Here is an 18,280-nt window from a genome sequence, read left to right on the forward strand (position 1 = left end):
TTAGACATAATATAAAAACTTCCAAAAAGACCTCTCCTTCAAATAGTCGAGGTTTTTTTCGTTTGCGTAAGCTTCTCTTTCAAAAACGATGTTACGATAGGCTTTGTTTCTGTCTCTATAAATAATTATTTTGATTAAAAAATCTGAAAAATACCAAATATAAAAAGGTAAAATTAGCAACTCTAATTGCTGACGTATATGTATTTTTTCGTGATTAACCGTTGCTTTATTATACTTGTAATGTTTCGATTTCAATATTATAAATGGAAAGACTGTCATTCCTGAATAACCTTTTGGAATTAAATATTTTGAAACAATTAGAAACATTCGCTTTAAAGTTTATAAATTTGTGCTTATGAATGAGCAAAGTAATGAAAATAAATTAATAGAAGGAGAAGATTTTTATTATACCCCAGAAGGCTATAAGTGTTTTACCGAAAAACACCACTTAAAACGCGGTTATTGCTGCAAAAGTGGTTGTCGCCATTGCCCTTATGGTTTCGATAAAAAAACAAACACAATAAAACGATTAAACAAATAACCGAATTAACGAGCAACCAGATATGACTTTCCAAGAACAAATACAGCAAGGAATTCCAAATATATTACCACAACCCAAACCTTATGATTTAGAAATAAATCATGCCCCAAAACGTAAAGAAATTCTTTCGGCAGATGAAAAGAAGTTGGCACTTCGAAATGCCTTACGCTATTTTGAACCCAAACATCACACTGAGTTAATCAAAGAATTTCTGGAAGAACTAGAAACTTACGGACGTATTTATATGTACCGCTTTCGTCCAGATTATAAAATGTATGCTCGTCCAATTTCTGAATATCCAGGAAAATGCGAACAAGCAAAGGCAATTATGTTGATGATACAAAATAATTTGGATTATGCTGTAGCGCAACATCCTCACGAATTAATTACCTATGGTGGAAACGGAGCTGTTTTTTCAAACTGGGCGCAATATCTGCTAACGATGCAATATTTATCTGAGATGACAGAGGAACAAACACTTACTATGTATTCTGGTCATCCAATGGGATTATTCCCTTCTCATAAAGAAGCGCCAAGAGTTGTTGTAACAAACGGAATGGTTATCCCTAATTACTCGAAACCAGACGATTGGGAAAAAATGAATGCATTAGGCGTTTCTCAATACGGACAAATGACTGCTGGAAGTTATATGTATATTGGTCCACAAGGAATTGTACACGGAACAACCATCACGGTTTTAAATGGTTTTAGAAAAATCAAAAAATCAACTTCTGGAGGATTATTTGTAACTTCTGGACTAGGCGGAATGTCTGGCGCACAACCCAAAGCAGGAAATATTGCGGGTTGTATTACCGTTTGCGCCGAAGTAAATCCAAAAATAACACACATTCGCCATAGCCAAGGTTGGATAAATGAAGTTTTTGAAAAGATAGACGAATTGGTTGCCAGAGTAACTTTAGCGAAAGCCAATAAAGAAACCGTTTCTATTGCATATCTGGGAAATGTAGTGGATATCTGGGAACGATTTGACCAAGAAAATATTCATATCGATTTAGGTTCAGACCAAACTTCATTGCACAATCCTTGGGCTGGTGGCTACTACCCTACTGGAATTTCTTTTGAAGAAGCTAACGAAATGATGGCAAATAATCCTGAATTATTTAAAGAAAGAGTTCAAGAAACATTACGTCGTCATACTGCTGCAATAAATAAACACACTGCAAAAGGCACTTACTTTTTCGATTATGGAAATGCTTTTTTGCTAGAAGCTTCTCGTGCTGGAGCTGATGTTATGGCAAAAAATGGCATCGATTTCAAATATCCGTCTTATGTACAAGATATTATGGGGCCTATGTGTTTCGATTATGGTTTTGGTCCTTTTCGTTGGGTTTGTGCTTCAGGAAAACCAGAAGATTTAGCAAAAACTGACGCAATTGCATGTCAAGTTTTAGAAGAAATGATGCAAAATTCTCCTGATGAAATTAAGCAACAAATGCAAGATAATATCACTTGGATAAAAGGTGCTCAAGAAAATAAATTGGTTGTAGGTTCACAAGCACGTATTCTCTATGCAGATGCAGAAGGAAGAATAAAAATTGCAGAAGCTTTTAACCAAGCGATTGCAAAAGGAAAAATTGAAACAGTAGTTTTAGGTCGCGATCATCACGATGTTTCAGGAACCGATTCACCGTATAGAGAAACTTCAAATATATATGATGGTTCTCGATTTACTGCCGATATGGCGATACAAAACGTAATTGGAGATAGCTTCCGTGGCGCGACTTGGGTTTCTATTCATAATGGTGGTGGAGTTGGTTGGGGCGAAGTTATAAATGGTGGTTTTGGTATGGTTCTTGATGGTACTAAAGAAGCATCAAGACGTTTAGAATCGATGTTGTTTTGGGATGTAAATAACGGAATATCAAGAAGAAGCTGGGCGCGAAACGATAATGCAATTTTCGCAATAAAAAGAGCAATGCAAACGCAACCTTTATTAAAAATTACCATCCCTAATATAGTAGAAGACAAATTGTTAGATTATTAGAGCATTGAATTGTTAACCTATTCAAAATCTTTTATCAAGCAATGTGAATTTTGAATAACTCTTAAACAATACAAGTATGAAAACAATACAATTAGTATCACTATTTTCCCTCTTCCTATTAGCCTCTTGTAGTGCTGTAAGAGTGAATTCTGATTATGAAAAAAATGTAGATTTTACCTTATATAAAACCTACGCTTTTCATAGAACTGGCATCGATAAAGTCGAGATTTCAGACATTGACAAAAAGAGAATTTTACGTTCGATTGATGAAGAAATGACCTTAAAAGGTTTTACAAAAAGTGAATCTCCAGACTTATTAATTAACTTTACGACTAAAGCTGAAAAAAACATTAATGTAAATCAGTTTTATACCGGATTTGGTTACGGTTGGGGATATGGATGGAATCCTTATTGGGGAGGAAATGCCTCAGTATACACGAATACTGAAGGTACACTAATAATTGATTTAATAGATGCCAAGAAGAAAGAATTAATCTGGCAAGGAGAAGGTATTGGTTATTTAACAAAAAATACCAATAAAAAGGATGAAAACATCAAATGTTTTGTTTCTAAAATATTAACGCAGTATCCTCCAATAAAGAAATAAATTTAAACCCACAGGCTTACCTGATTAGTCATTTTTGACTTTGACATAAGCTTTTTTATTGAATTAGTAATATGACAAAAAAATACTTTAACACCACATTCTTATTCATAATTAGCATTCTAATTACTTCCTGTAGTTCGACAAACATTCTTACTATGGATGCACTACAACCAGCACCTGTAAAAATTTACGAAAAAGACATTACAATAGGAATCATTAACCGAAGTGACCCTTCAAAGAAAAACGAAGCTGTAGATGTTATAGATAAAGTTTTATCGATAGAAGGAAAAAATCTCGATAAAGAAGGCGCTCAAAATGTTGTTTTTGGAGTACAAAATGAACTTTCTAAAAACAATCTAGTTAAAGCTGTAAAAGTAATTGAAGAAAAAAACTTAAATAACACAGGCTTAAGTATTTTTCCTGAAGCACTTTCGTGGGAAAAAATAGCTCAAATTTGTAAAGAAAATAATGTAAATATTGTCTATGAACTTTCTTATTATGATACTGATGCAAAAGTAGATTACAAGACAAACACTATAGAAACAACAAACCTTTTAGGTCTAAAAATCCCAATGATTGAGCATCAAGCAACCATCAATACATTAATAAAAACGGGATGGCGAATTTATTCCCTTCAAGACAAAACAATTATAGATGAGTTTACGACTGGAGATAATGTAACATTGTCAGGCAGAGGAATAAATCCTGTAAGTGCTATTGAAGCAATAATGGGTAGAAAAGAAGCGGTGTTAAACATTAGTGACAAAATTGGACAATCCTATGCACAAAGAATACTTTCATATAACATTCGAGTTTCTAGAGATTATTTTATAAAAGGAACAGATAATTTTGTCACAGCAATGCGAAGAGCACAAACTGGAAATTGGGATGGAGCAGCCGAACTTTGGGCAAAAGAAGTAAACAATTCTAATCCAGAAATTGCAGGTAGAGCTTGTTATAATATGGCAATCATCAATGAAATAAATGGAAACCTAGATACAGCTGTCGAATGGGCCTCAAAATCATATTCTGATTATAATAATAAATTAGCTTTAAATTATCTTAATGTTCTTAAGAGAAGAATAAATAAAAATAGACAGCTTTAAAAGAAGAACCATAATCTATCCTGATTATGGTTCTTCTTTTTTTTTAGAATATATGTACAGCTAATAACTTAACAACTCTTCGATTTTCACTTTCACTTTGTCTACGTTCGGAATCATGGTAAACTCCAAAACACTATTTAAAGGAATGGCAGGCAAATTCTCTGAACCTATTGTCATGACTGGCGCATCAAGATATTTGAAACATTTTTCCTGAATCATTCCTGCTAAACTTCTAGCAAAAGAATTATTAATAGATTCTTCGGTTACAACCAAGCATTTTTTAGTTTTCTTAACGGATTTTAAAATAGCTTCTTCGTCTAATGGATACAATGTACGCAAATCGATAATTTCCACTTGATCTTTCATTTCTTTTGAAGCATTTAAAGCCCAATGAACTCCCATTCCGTATGTAATTATTGAAATCGTTTCTTTTGCTTCTTGCTCCCAAATTTCTTGAACAATATTCGCTTTACCAAATGGCAATACATAATCTTCACTTGGTTCATTGGTTCTGGCTTCGTCGGTTCCTTTTACTTTCGACCAATATAATCCTTTGTGTTCTAAAATCACTACAGGATTTGGGTCGTAATAAGCTGCTTTTAGTAAACCTTTCAAGTCGGCGCCATTACTTGGATAAGCGATTTTGATTCCTCGAATATTTGTTAAAACACTTTCTACTGATGATGAATGATAGGGTCCACCACTTCCGTAAGCACCAATTGGAACACGTAAAATCATACTTACAGGCCATTTCCCATTCGATAGATAACATGAACGACTCACTTCAGTAAACAACTGGTTGAGTCCTGGCCAAATGTAATCTGCAAACTGAACCTCAACAATAGGTTTTAAACCAACAGCCGACATTCCAACAGTTGAACCCACTATAAATGCTTCTTGAATTGGTGTATTGAAAACCCTTTCATCTCCAAATTTTTGTGCTAATGTAGCAGCTTCTCTAAAAACGCCGCCTAATCGCCCACCAACATCTTGTCCGTATAGCAAGCATTCTTGGTGTTTTTTCATTAATTCTTCCACTGCAAACAAGGCACAATCTACCATCACCACTTTATCTTCACGCTCAGGACATCCTTCGCCAACTTCTTCTATGATTGGTGTAGGTGCAAAATCATGAGTAAACAAATCCTCTGGAGATGGATCTTCCGCTAATTGTGCTTTATCGAAATCTGCTTGCACTTTGGCAACAGCCAAAGCCTCTATATCTTCTATTTCTTTTGATGTAAATCCAGCTTCCAATAATTGTTTTATCAAAACAGGAAATGGATCACGTGATTGTGCTTCTTCCAAATCATCACGATACCATTCCATTCTAACTCCCGATGTGTGGTGATTCAACAACGGAACTTTGGCGTGAACTAAAAACGGACGACGTTCTTCTCGAATGATTTTTAATACTTTTTGAATCGCTAGATAGCTTTCGGTAAAGTTGGCTCCATCAATCGAAATCGCTTCTATTCCGTGGAAACCTTTGGCATATTCAAAGGCATTTTGAGCTCTTGTTTCGGCTGCATTAGCTGAAATATCCCAACCGTTGTCTTGTACTAAATATAAAATAGGTAATTGTTTTAATGCTGCCATTTGGAACGCTTCTGCTATTTCGCCTTCAGTAACAGAAGCATCACCTAGTGAACAAACTACAACTGGTTTTTCTTTTATGGTTTTATCATCTATTCCTATATTCTCTTTGTACCAAAACCCCATTGCAGCTCCTGTTGCTGGTATAGCTTGCATTCCAGTTGCTGAGGATTGATGTGGAATTTTTGGTTTATCTGCATCACGTAAACTTGGGTGACAATAATAAGTTCTTCCTCCCGAAAATGGATCGGCTTTTTTCGCCATTAGTTGCAACATCAAATCGTAAGGTTGCATTCCAATTCCTAACAACATTGCATCATCACGATAATATGGGTACATATAATCTTGTGGTAACATTTGTAAAGCAGTAGCTATTTGAATCGCTTCGTGTCCACGAGATGTTGCATGTACATATTTAGATACTATTTTGAAGTTCTCTTCATACAACGTGGTCATTGCCTTGGCAGTTGCCATTGTTGAAAATGCTTTTTTGAGGATATTTTTGTCTAACATTTTAGTCAATATTAAACCTGACAGGTTTCAAAAACCTGTCAGGTTTGTAAATTATTTTGCTTCTACAATCCAACCAAATTCGTCTTTAATATCTTGAACTTTTATCGCATTCAAGGTATCGTTAACCATAACTGAAACTGGATTTTCAGCAGGAAATTTAATTGATAAATCGTTGTTTCCAATTTCTTCTACCATTGCAATTCCAACGGCTGTTCCTGTTCCGAAAGCTTCTTCTAAAGTACCATTTTTAGAAGCTTCGATGATTTCTGAAATGGCAATTGGTCTTTCAGTTACTTCAAAACCTTTACTTCTTAATAAATCGATTACACTCATTCTAGTTATTCCTGATAGAATGGAACCAGTTAAACTTGGCGTGATGAATTTTCCATCAATTTTGAAGAAAATATTCATCGTTCCTACTTCTTGAATGTATTCGAAATCTTGCGCATCCAACCACAACACTTGGTCGTATCCTTTGGCTTTGGCATATTCTGTTGGACGGATTGCTGCCGCGTAATTTCCGGCTGCTTTGGCTTCTCCTGTTCCGCCATTTACTGCACGAACATATTTTTTTTCTGCAAATAATTTAATTTTTCTGCTAAAAAATGGTCCTGCTGGAGATGCCATAACAATGAATTTGAAACTCGTTGCAGCACGCATTCCTATAAAAGCTTCATCTGCATACATAAACGGACGCAAATACAAAGCACTTCCTGTTGATTTTGGAATCCAATTTTTCTCTAAAGCAGTGAATTTTTTTAATGCTTCTACAAACAAATCTTCTGGAAATGAAGGCATTCCCATTCTATCAGCACTAAAATTCATTCGCTTTGCATTTTCTTCAGGACGAAATAATAATGGTGTTCCATCTTTTCCTAAAGTTGCTTTCATACCTTCAAAAATAGCTTGTCCGTAATGTAAAGCCATCGCTGCTGGATGCGTAGGAATCAATGCTAAAGGTTCAATTCTTGGATTGTTCCATTCACCATTTTCATAATCACAAATGAACATGTGATCGGTAAAATTGGTTCCCATCGTGATGTTTTCAAGATTTACTTCTGAAACTCTTGATTGTGTGACTTTGATTGTTTTTATTTCTTGTGTCATTATTGTTTCCATAATGTTATATTGCTGTATTTATGTCAAATTGTTCTAAATAATCGCCTACTTTTCGCAAGAATGAACCTCCTAAAAATCCGTCCACAACTCTATGGTCGAAAGATAAAGAAAGATACATCATGCTTCTAATAGCGATTTCGTCTCCTTTTTCAGTTGTGATGACTTCAGGACGTTTTTTAATAATTCCTAGCGCTAAAATAGCAACTTCGGGTTGGTTGATAATTGGTGTTCCCATTAAACTTCCAAAGGTTCCTACGTTGGAAATCGTAAACGTACTTCCTTGAATTTGTTCGGGTTTTAATTTATTGTTTCGTGATGCTTCCGCCAAAGTATTTACATCTTTTGCTAAAGCAACTAAATCTTTTTCATTGGCATTTTTAACAACAGGAACGATTAAATTTCTGGATGGTAATGCGGTTGCCATTCCGATATTGATGTCGTTGTGAACGATAATATTTTTTTCATCTACCGAAACATTAATCATTGGAAAATTGGCTACAGCTTTTGCAACTGCTTGAACAAAAACGGGTGTAAATGTAAGTTTTTCGTTGTGTTTTTCTTGAAAATTCTCTTTGTTTTCGTTTCTCCAATTCACCAAATTCGTTACATCGACTTCAATGTAAGAAGTTACGTGAGGCGATGTTTGCTTGGAATACACCATGTGATCGGCAATCATTTTGCGCATGCGATCCATTTCTACGATTCGGTCTTTTCCTTCAACGAAATTGATTTTTGGTTTTGGATAGGAAGAAGTTATCGGTTGTCGGTTATCAGTTATCGGTTTAGATTGAAGTGGATATTTACGGTTCTTTAAATAATTAAAAACATCACTTTTTTGCAATCTTCCTTCGGCTCCAGAACCTGGAATGGTTTGTAATTCTTCAATTGAAAGGTTTTCTTTTTGAGCAATTGATATTATTAATGGGCTAATAAAGGTTGTAGAATTTAGGTTTTGGGTTTTAGGTTGTTTTAAGATTACAGGTTGTAGGCTGTTGGCTGTTGGTTTTTCTACACTCTCGTTACCTACTACCTCATTTCTACTACCAACTACCTTTTCTCCTGTTGCCTCAATCAATGCTAAAACAGTTCCAACTTCTACAACGTCATCTTTTTGAAAACGAATTTCAGTAATTACACCTGAAACTGGCGAAGCCACTTCACTATCTACTTTATCGGTAGCGACTTCTAAAATAGTTTCTTCGGCATCAACAAAATCACCCACGTTTTTCAACCAAGAAATTATTGTTGCTTCGGATATACTTTCGCCCATTTTGGGCATTTTGAATTCTGTTATCATTTTTACAGTTGGTTATATTAAACCAAAAAATTTTATAATCAAGCAGATATAAATAACAATACAATTAAATGAATTATAATTGAATAAATATTTTCCTTTGATTTATTATAATATTGCCAAATATTTTTTAATAAAAGCACCAAAACTAATAAAGGCAAAGCAATTGATGCAATAGTTTCAATAATCATCATTCCGTTTCCTGATGGAATTATTTTATATCTGATAATTATTAAAAAAATTAAAGTTATATAAAATATCAACGTTAAAAATGCACTTTTATATTTTGGCTTTTCCATGTTAAACATTCAATTATTTCTTTCTAAATTCTTCTAATGTTTTATAAAACGCTTCTTGTGTTGGACGATTAGCAGGAATTTCTCGTAAAGGTTCCACTGCTTTTAAGGTTTCGTAACATTCTTTTGGTAATTGTTGGTATAATGCAGTTCCTTTGGTTTTCCAATCGATCATTTCATCGGAAACGTCTTTTATTATTATGGCAGGATTTCCAACCATCATTTTTCGATTCGGGATTTGCATTCCGGCTTTTATGAATGACAAAGCTCCTACGATACATTCATCTCCTAATTCGACATTATCCATAATCACGGCATTCATTCCAACTAAACAATTGGCTCCAATATTGGCTCCATGAATAATCGCTCCGTGACCAATATGTGCACCAGCTTTAAGAACCATTGATTTCCCTGGAAACATATGAATAGTACAATTTTCCTGAATATTACAACCATCTTCAATAATAATTTCGCCCCAATCGCCTCGAATTGCTGCTCCTGGACCAACATATACGTTTTTTCCAATAATAACATTACCCGTAACCGCTGCTTGCGGATGGATAAAACTACTTTCGTGTATGACTGGTATAAAACCTTTGAATTCGTAAATCATTTTTTCTTTTAATCTCAGTCGCAGAGTTATAACTCTGAGGTCTATTTTTATTTAAATCCTTTCAATTTTTCTTTAGTAAATTCCGACAACACTAATCTTCCACTGATAGCTGCTCTTTCGGCTAATAATGTATTCCAATCGTCGGTTCCTCTCCAAAATACTTTTTTTATTTCAAGCATGGCTTCTGGATTGTAAGTACATAAATGTATTGCAAATGCTTGCACGGCTTCATCTAATGCTTCGATGCTTTCGTAAACACTTGTGTATAACCCTTTTTCTTTTGCCCATGAAGCTTCATAAAATGTATTGGCATCAATCGCAATTTGTGACATGGCTGAAAGCCCCATTTTTCTTTCGATAGCTGGGGAAACCACAAATGGTCCAATACCAACATTGAGTTCGCTTAATTTTATAGCTGCAAATTGTGTTGCCATACAATAATCGGTTGAAGCGGCGATTCCTACTCCACCTCCGACTGTTTTTCCTTGAATTCTCCCGATGATGAATTTTGGACATTGACGCATAGCATTGATTACATTAGCAAAACCAGAGAAAAACACTTTTCCTGTTTGAGCATCGTTAATTGCAATTAATTCTTGAAAACTGGCTCCAGCACAAAAAGTTCTGTCGCCACCGCTTTTTAGGATGATTACTTTCACTTCATTGTTGTTTCCAACTTCGGTGATTGTGTTGGCTAATTGTGCCAATATAGTACCTGGCAAAGAGTTTTGTTCTGGATGAAAAAACTCGATGGTGGCGATGTTGTTTTGTATGTTATGTTTTACGTATGCTTCCATATTTTTATTTAATTGCGAAGTGTGTAAGTATTTACACAAGGTTCGCTAAATTTATATTCTCGCAAAGACACTAAGGCGCAAAGCTTGTATTGTTTTAAATTTATTTTACTTTATTAACTATTTTTTAGCCCTGATAGTAGCGCTATCCTTTTTCTTTTTTCTTTAAAAAGGAAAAGATATAGCGAATAGCAGGAATAGCTCCTAATTATAAAACATCAAATTGCTCGAAATGATGGTTTACGTGTTTTCTTTCTAATAAATACGATTCATATTTGTTTAATTCTCCGAAAACCAAATTCTTTAAAATAGCTTCAGGATTTTCTTTGAAAAATGTTTTATATGCTTCTCTTGCTTCTAAAAATTTCTCTTTTGCTGTTGCTAAATCTGGATGAATTAAATTTTCTAATTCTCCTTTTTTCATAGTTGGAAAAGAGCTCCCTTTTGGAAATTTATCGTAATTATATAGGGAATGATGCACTTTTTCTAATATTGTTTCAGGTGTTGTGATTTCAAAATCTTGAATTTGACCCGACATGATTTTATAGGTATATTCAAGATGTTCTAACATGTGTTGAGCTGTTAGTATTCCCCATTTTGATTCGGAATTTTCTGTTAGTTTGTTCAAACATTCAGCAATTTTATAATCTGTCATTTCGACAAAAACTTCTTGCTTTTTTTCTACCATTGTTAGGATAGTGGCTACTGCTACCAATTCGTTTTCGGTATCAAAAACCTCAACAAACCATTTTACAATTCCGCTTGGATGTTCTGCTGAAGCGACGTCTCTGTCAACTTTTTGTTTGCATGTTAATCGTACATAAACGGTATCGTTATGATAAATTGGACGTAAGAAACGACATTCTTCTAGACCGTAATTTGCTGCAACTGGCCCTTTATTTGGATAAACAAACAATCCTGCTGCTGCTGCTAAAATGAAATAACCGTGAGCTGTTCGTTTTTTGAATATACTTCCGTCAAGTGACGTAATATCAGTATGTGCGTAGAAATGATCCCACGTTATATTAGCAAAATTGATAATATCAGTATCGGTTACGGTTCTGTTATGAGTTCGCAATGACATTCCGGGTTGAATATCTTCCCAATGGTATTGAAACGGATGTTGGGTGATTTCTTTGTAAGCCGAATTGGGTTGGTAAATTCCGGTGATTTCAGTTAATGTTGTTGGTGAACCTTGAATAGCACAACGTTGCATATAGTGCTTTATCCCACGAATTCCTCCCATTTCTTCTCCACCACCAGCACGACCAGGACCACCGTGAACCAATTGTGGTAATGGCGAACCATGACCTGTACTTTGTTTTGCATTTTCACGGTTTAAAACTAAAATTCTACCGTGATGTGATGCTGCATTTACTACATATTCTTTGGCAATTTCGTCGCTATTAGTAACTATCGAAGACACTAAAGAGCCTTTACCCATTTTAGCTAATTCAATAGCTTCGGCAATATTTTTGTATGGCATTATGGTAGCAACAGGGCCAAAAGCTTCGGTTTCGTGCGACAAAATATTTTGAAATGGCTTGTCTTCACGAAGCAACATTGGGCTAATAAAAGCACCTTTTGAATCGGCACCAATCAAATTTAGTTTATCAAAATCTCCATAAACTATAGATGCAGTTTTGGTAATTTCTAATACTCTTGCTTTTACTTCGTTTACTTGGTCTTTACTAACCAAAGCACCCATTCGAACTTCTTTTAACCTTGGATCACCAATAGTCACTTTATCTAATGCTTTTCCTAATGCAATTTGCACATCGTCCATCAGCTTTTCTGGCACAATCATTCTGCGAATGGCGGTACATTTTTGTCCACATTTAACCGTAATTTCACTTCTTGCTTGACTAATAAACAAATCGAATTCTGGTGTTCCAGGAACGGCGTCTTCTCCAAGTATAGACGAGTTTAATGAATCGGCTTCCATATTGAATGGTACAGATTCATTGATGATTCTTGTATGTGATTTTAATAGTCGCCCTGTAGAAGCAGAACCCGTAAAAGTGACTACATCTTGACTTTCAACAGTATCCAAAAGTGTGTTTGCTGAACCGCAAATGAGCTGCAAAGCACCTTCTGGTAAAATATTAGAAGCTATGATTTCTCGAACTACTGCTTCAGTCAAATAGGACGTTGATGTGGCTGGTTTTACAACTGCTGGCATTCCTGCCATCCAGTTGACTGCACATTTCTCTAGCATTCCCCAAACCGGAAAATTAAAAGCGTTGATATGAACCGCAACCCCCGTTTTAGGAACCAAAATATGGTGTGCCATAAAGCGTCCGCCTTTAGACAAATCAATAGCATCTCCTTCAACATGATAGGATTGGTTAGGGAATAGTTTTCGTAACGATGCATTGGCAAAAAGATTCCCGAATCCACCTTCGATATCAATCCAACTGTCTACTCTGGTTGCTCCGGTTCTATAACTTAATTCGTAAAATTGTTCTTTTCGTTTGGTTAAATACATAGCCAAACTTTTGATCATGTTTCCACGTTCTTGGAAAGTCATTTTGCGTAGTTTTTCTCCGCCTTTTGTTCTTCCGTAGTGAAGGATTTCTTCAAAATTTAAACCTTCAGTAGATGCGTTTGCAATTATTTCGCCCGTGATAGAATCGAATAAAGGAACACCTTCGCCTTTTCCTTCGGTCCAATGTCCGTTTACGTAATTTTGTAGTTTGCTCATGTTTTTATTTTTAACCCCTAAGTGAACTAAGTTTTTCACAAAGAACACAAAGATTTAATTTTTTATACTCTTTCGATTATTGCTGCATAACCTTGACCAACCCCAATACACATCGTGATTAAAGCATATCTTTTTCCTGTCATTTGCAATTCTAACGCTGCTGAATAAGTGATTCTTGCACCAGTAACTCCTAATGGATGACCGATGGCAATTGAACCCCCGTTTGGATTGATTCTTGGATCATTATCCTGTAAACCCCAAGCTCTGATACAAGCAATAGCCTGTGATGCAAATGCTTCATTGAGTTCGATGATATCTATATCTGCCAATGTTAATCCGGCTTTCGCCAATGCTTTATTAGTCGCTTCCACTGGACCAATTCCCATAATATTAGGTTCTACTCCCACCACTGCCGAACTAACGATTCGTGCCAATGGTTTTAGATTGTATTTTTTTACTGCTTCCTCAGATGCGATTATGGTTGCACAAGCACCATCGTTTAATCCTGATGAATTCCCTGCGGTTACGCTTCCGTCTTTTTTGAAAGCTGCTCTTAATTTTGATAATCCTTCTAATGTAGTGGATGGTTTTACGAATTCGTCTTTAGAGAAAACAATTGGGTCTCCTTTTCTTTGTGAAATTTCCACTGCTACGATTTCTTTTGCCAATCGTCCGGATTGTTCTGCTGCCGTAGCTTTCATTTGGCTATTTAAAGCAAATACATCTTGGTCTGCTCTTGAAATAGTATATTTTTCTACCAAATTTTCAGCCGTTTCACCCATCGCATCTGTACCATACATTTGGTGCATTTTTGGGTTGATGAAACGCCATCCAAAACTTGAATCATACATTTTAGAATCGGTTCCGTATGCCGAAGAAGGTTTTGAAACCACTAAAGGGCCACGGGTCATATTCTCTACTCCACCAGCTATAAAAACGTGTCCATCTCCTGCTTTGATGGCACGATTGGCATGAATAATAGCCGACAAGCCTGAACTACAGAGTCTGTTTACGGTTTCTCCTGGAACAGTGTGTGGCAATCCCGCCAATAGTAAAGACATACGTGCTACATTACGATTGTCATCACCTGCTTGATTTGAACAACCTATAATAACGTCGTCGTAGGCGTCTTGTGGAATATTTGGATTATTAGCAACCACGGTTTTAATAACCAAAGCCCCTAAATCATCTGCTCTAACCGAGGCTAATGTACCTTGATAACTTCCAATTGGAGTACGAACTCCGTCTATAATATATGCTTCCATTTTTTACTTTAGATTTTTAGATTTAGGATTTTAGATTTCTGAAATCTAAATACTATTCCCAATCTTTATTTGTTCTATAAACTACGCCTTTGAAAAGAGCGACCATTTCGTCACCTCTTCTTACTTCAATAATATTAAAGCCTAATTTATTATTTACCTTTTCGATAACCGATTCAGCCACTAAATAATCCCCTTCATTTACCGCTTCGATGTGATTGATTGAAGTTTCGATGGAAACCGCAAATTTTCCGTGCGTATTTGCAGCAAATCCAAAAGCGGTATCTGCCAATGAATACGTTATTCCACCGTGTGCTTTATTCATGCTGTTCAGCATTTCTTTACGAACGGTCATTGCAACTTTACAACGACCAACTTCGCATTCAAGAATTTCAATACCAAGCCATTGGCTATAGGCGTCTTGACTTAACATTTTATATGGAATTTTTTCTCCTTGCATCTAAAAAAAAGATTTATTTTCTCTGTTCATTTTTCTTAATAATGGACTGCAACGGTAACGGTCTTCGTGGTATTCGTTATACAACGCATCCAATTTTTCTTCACACCAATTGATTCCTTTTTCATCTGCCCATGCCAATAATCCTTTTGGATAATTTACTCCTTTGGTCATTGCATTGTCAATATCTTTTGCGGAAGCGATGTTCAAGAAAAGTGCATCGACTGCCTCGTTGATTAGCATTACAAGGACTCTATCGAAAATGATTTGTGCTACAATTGTATCTTCGTTTGGTTTTGGCGGAACTGCATTTTCATTATAATTATAAAAACCTCTACCTGATTTTCTTCCTAAGAATCCTGCTTCAGTTAATCTTTTTTGGGTAAACGAAGGTTTGTATCTTGGGTCGAAATAAAACGAAGTAAAAACGGTTTCGGTAACGGTATAATTGACATCGTGCCCTATAAAATCCATCAATTCGAAAGGTCCCATTCTGAAACCGCCATTATTTTTCATGGCAAAATCTATGGTTGCAAAATCAGCAAATCCTTCTTCATAAATACGTAAGGCTTCACTATAAAAAGGTCTTGCAACTCTATTTACAATAAATCCAGGAGTATCTTTAGCAACAGCCACCACTTTTTTCCAATCAGTAATGGTTTCTATCACTTTTTGAACGACTTCTTCGCTGGTTTGAATCGCTGGAATTACCTCAACCAATTGCATCAAAGGAGCAGGATTGAAAAAGTGAATTCCAATAAAACGCTCTGGTTTTTGGCAAGAGGCAGCAATGGATGCAATGGATAATGAAGAAGTATTGGATGCCAAAATAGTTTCGGGAGAAACATAAGTTTCCAATTCCGAAAAGACTTTTCTTTTTATTTCTAAATTTTCTATGATGGCTTCAATAATCAAATCGGAATCCGACAAATCTTTTAAAGCAGTTACATAACTGATATTATTTGAAATACGGGATTTCTCCGCGCTGTCAATTTTTCCTTTTTCTACTAATTTAGATAAGGTATTTTCAAGATTTACGGCGCTTTTTGAAAGCACATCTTGATTGGTGTCGAATATTTTTACGGTACAACCTGAAGTGGCCACCACTTGTGCAATACCACTTCCCATTGTTCCTGAACCTATTACTGCTATTTTCATTTTATAAATATTGTTATTCAATCCAAAAAGAACCAATTAAATATGTTTTCGCTTTACCACTAATTAATACCCGCTCATCTCTTTGTTCGCAAAATAAAAATCCTTTTCTATCAGATAATTGAATAGCTGACAATCTATTTTTATTGAGCTTTTCACTCCAATACGGAATTAACGAACAATGTGCTGAACCCGTAACGGGATCCTCCAAAATTGTTGCTTGGGGTGTAAAAAATCTAGATACAAAGTCCGAATTATTACCTTTTGAAGTAATAATCACTCCACCAGTTCCGAGATTAATTTGATCAAATAATTGTCGGTCAATTTGAATGTCTTTTATGTCGCTTTCATTTTCATAAACCAATACATAATCCCTTGATTTCAGAGTTTCTATCGGTTGAATACTTAATGATTTTGAAATAATTTCAGGTAGCTCATCTACAATTGGTTTTCTTGAAGGGAAATCCAAAGTATATAACTCATTTTCAAAAGTAACAAGTAAATCTCCACTTAAAGTATTGAAAACAATCTCGTTTTTAGGATAATTTAATATGGATATTAACTCATGAGCTGTTGCTAATGTTGCATGCCCACATAAATCCATTTCTAGATCTGGAGTAAACCAACGCAGATGAATTTTATCCCCATTAACAACAAAAAAAGCCGTTTCTGCAACAGCATTTTCTTGAGTAATTTTTAATAAAAGATCATCTGGAAGCCAATTTTCTAAAGGTACCACACAGGCTGGATTTCCTCCGAAAATTTCATCTGTAAATGCATCAATTTGGTAAACTTCGTATTTCATCTCCGAATTTATATCGTTTGAATTCTTAATTTCCTTTAAATTCTGGTTTTCTTTTTTCTACAAATGCCGTAACACCTTCGTTATAATCATTTGAGGAACTAGCTTCTATTTGCAAATCACTTTCTAGATTAAGTTGTTGTTCTAAATTATTAGTCAATGATTGATTTAATAATCTTTTAGTTAATCCCAATGCTAATGTTGGCATATTCGCTAATGTTGTTGCCAAGGTCAATACTTCTTCTTCAAAGAAGGAAGTTGGATACATTTTATAAATCATTCCTAAATTAAAAGCTTCTTCTGCCGACACTTTGTCTCCCAACATCATTAAAGCTGAAGCTTTTTGAAAACCAATTAATCGTGGTAGAAAAAATGTTCCTGCGCTATCTGGAATTAATCCAATTTTACTAAAAGCCTGAATAAAACTGGCATTATCTGCTGCAACAACAATATCGCAAGCCAAAGCTATATTAGCCCCAGCCCCAGCAGCTACACCATTTACGGCAGCTATAATTGGCTTCTCAATGTTCCTTATTTTTTGGATAATGGGATTGTAATGTTCTTCAAGTATTTTCCTAAAACCAGGATTCAATTCTGGCGTAGTCACTTCTTTTAAATCTTGTCCAGCACAAAATGCTTTGCCGCTTCCGGTGATTACAATAGCACGAACATTTACATCATTGGAGCAAGCATCAAGTGTGTCTTGCATAAGCAAAGCCATTTCTCTATTGAAACTATTAAAAACATCAGGACGATTTAAAGTTATAAATCCAATGTTATTTTCTATTTTTAAAAGTATCGAACTCATATTTTTATTTTAAACATTTAAAATAGTCAAAAGGTTCTAAACAATCCTGACATTGAAAAAATGCTTTGCAGGCTGTAGATCCAAATTGGCTTATTAATTTTGTATTTAATGATCCACATTGTGGGCATTTTACTAATTTTTTATTTCCTAATAATACTTCTTTATCGGCTTCAGGTTCTAGTGGTGATGCAATTCCGTATTTCTCGAGTGCTTTTCTACCTTTTGGGGTAATCCAATCGGTTGTCCAAGCTGGAGATAATACTAAATTTATTTTAGATTCATAACCTGCATTTTTCAAAGCTTTTTTAATATCGTCACCTATGACATCCATTGCTGGACAGCCACTATAAGTTGGTGTAATTGTTACCTCAACAATATTGTTTACTAATTCAGCCGAACGAACTACACCCATCTCCATAATAGAAAGTACTGGAATTTCCGGATCGGAAACCGTTTCCAAAATTTCGAATATTTTTTGGTCTATATGTGTTCGTTCTTCTGTCATTTTTTTAATCGCAAGTTTTTATGCAAAGTTTGCTATGGCTTTTACCAATTCATATTAGGAAAACTGCGTTGCATGTATTGCATGTCGGCTAATAAATAGCCCA

General features: G+C 35.2%; 17 protein-coding genes. 4 read left to right on the forward strand and 13 right to left on the reverse strand.

What is annotated here, in order from left to right; translation table 11 throughout:
• Entirely contained in the window at positions 1-327 is a 327-nt protein-coding gene (locus ACHZC3_RS06485) for a hypothetical protein (RefSeq protein WP_394759058.1), read from the reverse strand.
• A gap of 28 nt (positions 328-355) precedes the next feature.
• Here ACHZC3_RS06485 and ACHZC3_RS06490 point away from each other — a divergent pair, with 28 nt between their 5' ends.
• From ACHZC3_RS06490 to ACHZC3_RS06505, 4 genes are all read left to right on the forward strand, one after another.
• Positions 356-541, forward strand: a complete 186-nt coding sequence (locus tag ACHZC3_RS06490; RefSeq protein ID WP_394759059.1) for a DUF5522 domain-containing protein — start codon at positions 356-358, stop codon at positions 539-541.
• 22 nt (positions 542-563) lie between these two features.
• Positions 564-2,546: a urocanate hydratase gene (locus ACHZC3_RS06495; RefSeq protein ID WP_394759060.1), complete on the forward strand. Its 1,983-nt coding sequence runs from the start codon at positions 564-566 to the stop codon at positions 2,544-2,546.
• Positions 2,547-2,622: 76 nt separating this feature from the next.
• Positions 2,623-3,153 carry a DUF4136 domain-containing protein gene (locus tag ACHZC3_RS06500; RefSeq protein WP_394759061.1) on the forward strand — a complete coding sequence of 177 codons (531 nt, stop codon included), beginning with the start codon at positions 2,623-2,625 and terminating at the stop codon, positions 3,151-3,153.
• A gap of 155 nt (positions 3,154-3,308) precedes the next feature.
• Positions 3,309-4,259 carry a DUF6340 family protein gene (locus tag ACHZC3_RS06505; protein WP_394759062.1) on the forward strand — a complete coding sequence of 317 codons (951 nt, stop codon included), beginning with the start codon at positions 3,309-3,311 and terminating at the stop codon, positions 4,257-4,259.
• A 60-nt stretch (positions 4,260-4,319) separates the two neighbouring features.
• Here the strand turns inward: ACHZC3_RS06505 and ACHZC3_RS06510 are convergent, their stop codons facing one another.
• From ACHZC3_RS06510 to paaD, 12 genes are all read right to left on the reverse strand, one after another.
• Entirely contained in the window at positions 4,320-6,368 is a 2,049-nt protein-coding gene (locus ACHZC3_RS06510; protein ID WP_394759063.1) for a thiamine pyrophosphate-dependent enzyme, read from the reverse strand.
• 51 nt (positions 6,369-6,419) lie between these two features.
• Positions 6,420-7,487, reverse strand: coding sequence for a branched-chain amino acid aminotransferase (locus ACHZC3_RS06515; RefSeq protein WP_394759064.1), 1,068 nt, complete (start codon positions 7,485-7,487; stop codon positions 6,420-6,422).
• Positions 7,488-7,491: 4 nt separating this feature from the next.
• On the reverse strand, positions 7,492-8,784 hold the full coding sequence (locus tag ACHZC3_RS06520; RefSeq protein ID WP_394759065.1) for a dihydrolipoamide acetyltransferase family protein: 1,293 nt from the start codon (positions 8,782-8,784) through the stop codon (positions 7,492-7,494).
• Positions 8,785-9,093: 309 nt separating this feature from the next.
• The gene (locus ACHZC3_RS06525; RefSeq protein WP_394759066.1) at positions 9,094-9,690 is read right to left on the reverse strand and encodes a transferase hexapeptide repeat family protein; all 597 of its coding nucleotides are present in this window, start codon (positions 9,688-9,690) and stop codon (positions 9,094-9,096) included.
• Positions 9,691-9,737: 47 nt separating this feature from the next.
• Positions 9,738-10,487: an enoyl-CoA hydratase/isomerase family protein gene (locus ACHZC3_RS06530; RefSeq protein ID WP_394759067.1), complete on the reverse strand. Its 750-nt coding sequence runs from the start codon at positions 10,485-10,487 to the stop codon at positions 9,738-9,740.
• A 205-nt stretch (positions 10,488-10,692) separates the two neighbouring features.
• Positions 10,693-13,188, reverse strand: coding sequence for a phenylacetic acid degradation bifunctional protein PaaZ (paaZ, locus tag ACHZC3_RS06535; protein WP_394759068.1), 2,496 nt, complete (start codon positions 13,186-13,188; stop codon positions 10,693-10,695).
• A gap of 62 nt (positions 13,189-13,250) precedes the next feature.
• Positions 13,251-14,453: a 3-oxoadipyl-CoA thiolase gene (gene pcaF, locus ACHZC3_RS06540; protein WP_394759069.1), complete on the reverse strand. Its 1,203-nt coding sequence runs from the start codon at positions 14,451-14,453 to the stop codon at positions 13,251-13,253.
• A 52-nt stretch (positions 14,454-14,505) separates the two neighbouring features.
• Positions 14,506-14,910, reverse strand: coding sequence for a PaaI family thioesterase (locus tag ACHZC3_RS06545; RefSeq protein ID WP_394759070.1), 405 nt, complete (start codon positions 14,908-14,910; stop codon positions 14,506-14,508).
• Positions 14,911-16,065, reverse strand: a complete 1,155-nt coding sequence (locus ACHZC3_RS06550; protein WP_394759071.1) for a 3-hydroxyacyl-CoA dehydrogenase NAD-binding domain-containing protein — start codon at positions 16,063-16,065, stop codon at positions 14,911-14,913. It lies immediately after the preceding gene.
• 13 nt (positions 16,066-16,078) lie between these two features.
• Entirely contained in the window at positions 16,079-16,867 is a 789-nt protein-coding gene (locus tag ACHZC3_RS06555; RefSeq protein WP_394759072.1) for a PhzF family phenazine biosynthesis protein, read from the reverse strand.
• Between the two features lie 25 nt (positions 16,868-16,892).
• Positions 16,893-17,672 carry an enoyl-CoA hydratase-related protein gene (locus ACHZC3_RS06560; protein WP_394759073.1) on the reverse strand — a complete coding sequence of 260 codons (780 nt, stop codon included), beginning with the start codon at positions 17,670-17,672 and terminating at the stop codon, positions 16,893-16,895.
• Positions 17,673-17,676: 4 nt separating this feature from the next.
• Positions 17,677-18,177, reverse strand: a complete 501-nt coding sequence (paaD, locus tag ACHZC3_RS06565) for a 1,2-phenylacetyl-CoA epoxidase subunit PaaD (protein WP_394759074.1) — start codon at positions 18,175-18,177, stop codon at positions 17,677-17,679.
• Positions 18,178-18,280 lie beyond the last annotated feature (103 nt).

Source organism: Flavobacterium sp. (assembly GCF_043720215.1).
Taxonomy (GTDB): domain Bacteria; phylum Bacteroidota; class Bacteroidia; order Flavobacteriales; family Flavobacteriaceae; genus Flavobacterium.